Source organism: Nocardia sp. NPDC058497 (assembly GCF_042720195.1).
Taxonomy (GTDB): Bacteria; Actinomycetota; Actinomycetes; order Mycobacteriales; family Mycobacteriaceae; genus Nocardia.
Window position 1 is genome coordinate 1 of sequence record NZ_JBHXMY010000466.1, and the last position, 4794, is coordinate 4794.

The 4794-nt window shown below is 64.3% G+C and carries 5 protein-coding genes and 1 pseudogene; all 6 read right to left on the reverse strand.

Translation table 11 applies throughout. From position 1 onward, the window contains the following. Positions 1 to 1587: pseudogene (locus ACFWPJ_RS24995) on the reverse strand (hypothetical protein); the annotation flags it as partial. Between the two features lie 56 nt (positions 1588 to 1643). Beyond that, positions 1644 to 2255, reverse strand: coding sequence for a hypothetical protein (locus ACFWPJ_RS25000; protein WP_378854821.1), 612 nt, complete (start codon positions 2253 to 2255; stop codon positions 1644 to 1646). A gap of 203 nt (positions 2256 to 2458) precedes the next feature. Beyond that, positions 2459 to 3226: an N-acetylmuramoyl-L-alanine amidase gene (locus ACFWPJ_RS25005; protein ID WP_378854822.1), complete on the reverse strand. Its 768-nt coding sequence runs from the start codon at positions 3224 to 3226 to the stop codon at positions 2459 to 2461. Between the two features lie 232 nt (positions 3227 to 3458). Continuing rightward, the gene (locus ACFWPJ_RS25010) at positions 3459 to 3755 is read right to left on the reverse strand and encodes a hypothetical protein (RefSeq protein WP_378854823.1); all 297 of its coding nucleotides are present in this window, start codon (positions 3753 to 3755) and stop codon (positions 3459 to 3461) included. Then, entirely contained in the window at positions 3733 to 3963 is a 231-nt protein-coding gene (locus tag ACFWPJ_RS25015; protein WP_378854824.1) for a hypothetical protein, read from the reverse strand. Before ACFWPJ_RS25015 ends, ACFWPJ_RS25010 begins: the two co-directional genes overlap by 23 nt. 30 nt (positions 3964 to 3993) lie before the next feature. Beyond that, a partial coding sequence (locus tag ACFWPJ_RS25020; RefSeq protein ID WP_378854825.1) for a PE-PPE domain-containing protein occupies positions 3994 to 4794 on the reverse strand: 801 nt, incomplete at its 5' end.

Genomic DNA, 4794 nt, shown 5'->3' on the forward strand with positions numbered 1-4794 from the left:
GCTTATTCCCTCACCGACGGCGAGCCAGAATATCTCCTCCGTTACAGCATTCACGACTTCTTCGGGCGTGGGCGGCGACCCAGGATCCGTGGCCCAATGGGCACCGTTCTTATCGACAACGACTATTCCGCCACCCGAAACACGGTAGGCCTTGTCGGCCGTTAGCCCTGCAGGAACAGGAATCTCAGTAAGCGAGCGTAGCGTTCCCGGCTCATTCGGCATTTCAACGCTCAGCCGAGCGGAGAAGCTATCCGGCCCGGATTCTATTAACGCAGGATACCCAAACTGCGAGTCTGCTGCACCGCCTGCCGAGACTCCATGGGTATATCCAGTAGGGTTCATTGCCGGGTCAAAAATACGAGCCTGACCGACGTCCGAATTCCGGGTCGGAATGACATTCCCCATTTTGTCGACCAAAATGAACTGATTATCTATTTCGATTATGCGCTCGCCGCCAGGGGTGCTCATGACCCCACTTGCATCGCGATAGAACTCGAAATTTATGCCGTTGCCCTGATCGAAGCTGTTCACTCCGGAGTTCAGAAGAACAACATGTTCACCATTTTCCAGGTCCAGGACACTGATGCTGACGATTCTTCCATTGATGTCTTTAATGATTCGAACTGGAGCGGCAGGCGAAGTTACGAGTAGGTCGAGAGCGCTGATGACCTGTTCAGCATCACCCGCATGTTCAATGCCGCTAGCCCACGGGGAGGTACCGGCCGGCGCTATCCCCTGACTGCCAGAAAGCATTGCCTGCCTCATGCGAGCTAGCTCGTTACGCGCGTCGGAATTCGCGTCGCCATATGACATCGTGGTGGCACTTCGACCGTTTGGCAGTTGCTCAACATCGATGCCGCCACCATTCAGTTGTACCGTCGTGCCGTCAGAAAGGTTGACTATGGTCTCGACCTGCCATCCATCGCTGCCGACGTTGATGGACTTGTCGACCTTTCCACCGCCTGGCAAGGGGGTGGTTCCATTTTGGTTCTCAGCCAATACTGCTGGTAGACCAGCCATATCAACCGCCGCCTGCTCAGCGCCCAGCTGCTCGTTCGACTTCAACGTTCCGTCTGGGTTGTACATGGTCGCGAGAGCCGGTATCGAGGCTACGAGCTCGGGATCGATGCGGTCGACCCCCTGGTTATCGGCGGGTTGCGATTCGACCTGCTCTGGCACTGGCTGCGGTGAAGCACCCGGCGCCGGAGCCTGGGCGGAGGTCGAGGGATCTACGGTCTGCGGGGCCGACTGACCCGGGACTCCCTGATTTTGGGAAGGAGCCGAAGGTGACTGGGGAGTTGGCTTTTCTGCCTCGGCCTTGAGCTGTGCTTCCGACTTCGCGGTGCCGTCAGAATTGAAAAGGTGAGCCTGCCCCGGAAACATGCTAAGGGTCTTTGGATCGATGCGGGGAGTCATCGAGGGTGTGGCCACTTCCGGTTCTGAGGGCCCCTGATCGTTGACGAAGCTCGCGGCCGGAGTCTGCATCGCTCGCTGACGCAGAAGGCGGTCATACGCCCGCGCAGCCGATTCCGCGGTCAAACCCGTGATGTCGTATACCCGCTGCTCGCGCGCAGGCTCGTCGGGCATCTCGGCGCCGATCGGAGTTAGGCTCTGCAACCACCGACCGTCGCCCGTCGGGTCATTCACCGCGGCGTCTCCGCATCATCGATCCGGCGACGCAGTTCGGCGACCATCGCCGCGTACGCCTCCGACTTCGTCTTCCCCTCACACGCGATCCCGCGGGGATGCGTCGCGTACCACGCACTCCCCTCGACCTGCTTCACCGAGATCTCGTCGAAGTCGTAGAACTCCTCGGCGTCGGGGGTCGGCCAGTTGCCCTCGGCATCGGGGGTGATGTGGGCGCCGGTGTCGAAGGCGCCGGGGGCGCCCGCTGGGGTCGGGACCCACCTGATCTGTTCGAGTTCCGGGTGCACGCGCACGCCGCGCTTGATCAGGTATTCGGCTACCCGGGTTGCCTGCTTGATCGAAGTGACGGTCGGCTCGGCCAGTTTGCGGCCGACGGGGCTGGTCCACTCGGGGAGGTGGATGACCGAAAGTTCTTCTGCCAGTGCCCGAACCTGGGGATCGAGCTCTTCGTCGTGGTCCGGCTCGGCGAGCTTGCCGGACAGGGTCTGCTGGAGGAGTGCCAGAAACTCGGGAGTGACCAGCTGTCCGGATTCGGTCTGAACGTATTCCGGTGTCGATGCTTCGTTGGTGCTGAAGTCGACCGAGCCGATGATTTCCTTGCCGGACATGTGCTGGAGCCTCCCGAGCTTGGGCATAAATAAGGCCCGTGCCTACTGGCCGGGCTTCGTGTGGTTGCGGGTGTGGAGTTAGGACAGGCCGAGCAGCGGCAGGATCACCGGGGCGAGTACCACGGCCAGCTCGAGCAGTTCGAGAAGGACAGGAAGCATGGAATTCACCTCCTTCCGTCGTGCGAGGTGTCGGGCAGGGCGTGTCAGGTGCGGGGAGGTTCGAGGGCCTTCAGGCGGTCCAGCACATCGGCCAGGGCGTCGACGACAGTCATGCCGTCGAGCTGTTCCCAGCCGGCGAACATGCCCGCGTCGCGCTGCTGGCTACCGCACAGCTGCTCGCGGATGTCCTTGACATCGGTGACGATCGGGCCGCAGTAGGCGGTGATGAAGTCCTGGATCTGGGTAACTTCAGATGCGCTCATCGGAGCGTCCTCTCCGTCGATGAATGCCTGTACGTCACGGCGGAATTCGTCCATGTCGATACCGGCGGGGTCGATCTTTCCTTCGTGCGAGTACTCGCGATGGGCCACGCAGTCCTCGGCGGAGCGGCCGTTGCGGGCCAGGATGGCCGCGCAGCCGCGCTTGTAGGCGTCGAGTTGTGCTGGGGTCCAGTCGGTTCCGTCGCCGCGGGAGACGGCTTCGATACCGATCACGTGGTAGTTGGCGTTGTCGGTGGGCCAGCCGGGCCACGAGCCTCGGCCCGCGTGCCAGCAGACGCCGGCGGCGATCACGCGGTAGGTGCCGTCGCGTTCGAGGACCAGCTGGGCCAGCGGGCCGGGCAGGTCGGCTCGGCCGTCCTGGACGATGCGCCAGTCGTTCTTGCCGCCACCGGCGGTGTGGTGGCACAGCACACCGCGCAGGTCACGGAAGTCGCCGTGGCCTCGGTCGCGCCAGCCTTCGTGTTCGATGACATCCAGCCCGGCATCGCGCAGCACATCGGCCAGCCATACCGGGTCTCCTGTCCAGCTCATGGACTTACTCCTTGCTTGGTGGAGGTTTGTGTCCCGCCCTCGCCGATGAGGGGTAGTGGGGAGGGGGGGACGTGCACCCCTGACGCAGCGACGGCGTCTTCGACCGCAGACCACCTACGGGAGACGGGCGCATCAGGGGCGCGGCATGCGGCGGGCTCGAATCCCGCACCGTGTCGAGTGTTCTCCGGGGGCTTGCCGCATGCAGTTCAGGAACGGCACCTCGGTGGTGGCGTCAGATTTCTTCTTGGAGGGTGGCCGGGAGCTTGTATTGGGCCACCGGGGGTTCCTGGCCGGGAACGTGCAGGCGCAGGAAGCTGAGCAGTTCGTCGATATGTCGTTGCAGGGCGCGGATCAGGCGGATCGCGTCGCGGAATCGCAGTTTGTCGTCGGCGGCCTGTTCCTCGAGGGCGATCACGCGCTCGCGCAATTTGGCGACTTCCCTGGCCTGCCACGCCGTTACCGCGCCGATCACGGTGGCGACGGCGACGCCGGTCGCCTGGACGAACTCAGGGCTCAACCACGACGCCATCCGATTCACCCGCCGATCCCGACACCGGGGTGACCGCGGGTCTGATCGCCGCCCCGGCGATCACCGGCGTGGCCAATCCGTACAGCGTGAGCAGGGTCTCGACCCAGGCGGTGTCGACCTCTCGGCCGATGAGAAACGCGACCACACCGGTAACCGCGACGAGTATCGACCGGATCAGCGCGGGCTCTGGTACCTTGCCGATTCGCATTTGGAGGTTCCTTTCCACAGTTCGCGGATGTCAGATTCGCCCTTCGGCGACATCGCGGTTCAGGGCCTGGGCCAGCGCGCGAGCATGGCCGTGGCGGACGTAGTCATCGGTGTGTCTGCCGTCGAACAGGTAGCCGCGGGCGTAGGCGACTGCGCCGGCCCAGTGCCGCCAGTTGGCCGGTGACCACCAGCGCTGCAGCTGATTCCGGGTGGCGGTGTCCAGCATTCGCTGCGCCCAGCGGACCGCCGCGTTCGCGCTGGCGAAGCTGAAGAAGGCGCTCAGATCCGCGATGGTCCGCAGGGGGTTGCCCGCGGGCAATGCGGTGATGGGGTCGCCGGGGGCCGCGGCCCAATAGGCGGGGATGCCGTCGATCGGGCGTTCCCCGACCACGCCGTAGCCGCCGGGGTCGGTGTCGCCGAGGTAGTGGCCTGCCGGCCGTCGTGGATCGGCGATCAGCGCGCACGCGATCACCTCGCGGCCCGGATGTTCACCGCGCCCGATTTCCGCGGCGACATCACCGGCGACGGCGGCGCCCTGCGAATATCCCGCCAGTACGACCTGATTCGGTGTGCGATCGATCGCGGCGAGCAACGCGCGCCTGCCTTCCGCGACGCTGTCGGCATAGCTCACGTGCGAGCCGTAGTCGGCGGGGTACGGGACCATGCGTGGGCGGAACATCGACTTGTTCAGTGCGTCGGCGAAGGCGGCGGTGACCCCGTCCCCACCGGGGTTCCAGGTTCCGCCGACCACCAGCACGTCGATGATGCGGGGGTCACGGCTGGGCGGAGGCGATCCTTTCGGGGACCACAATGACATCTGTCTCTTATACAC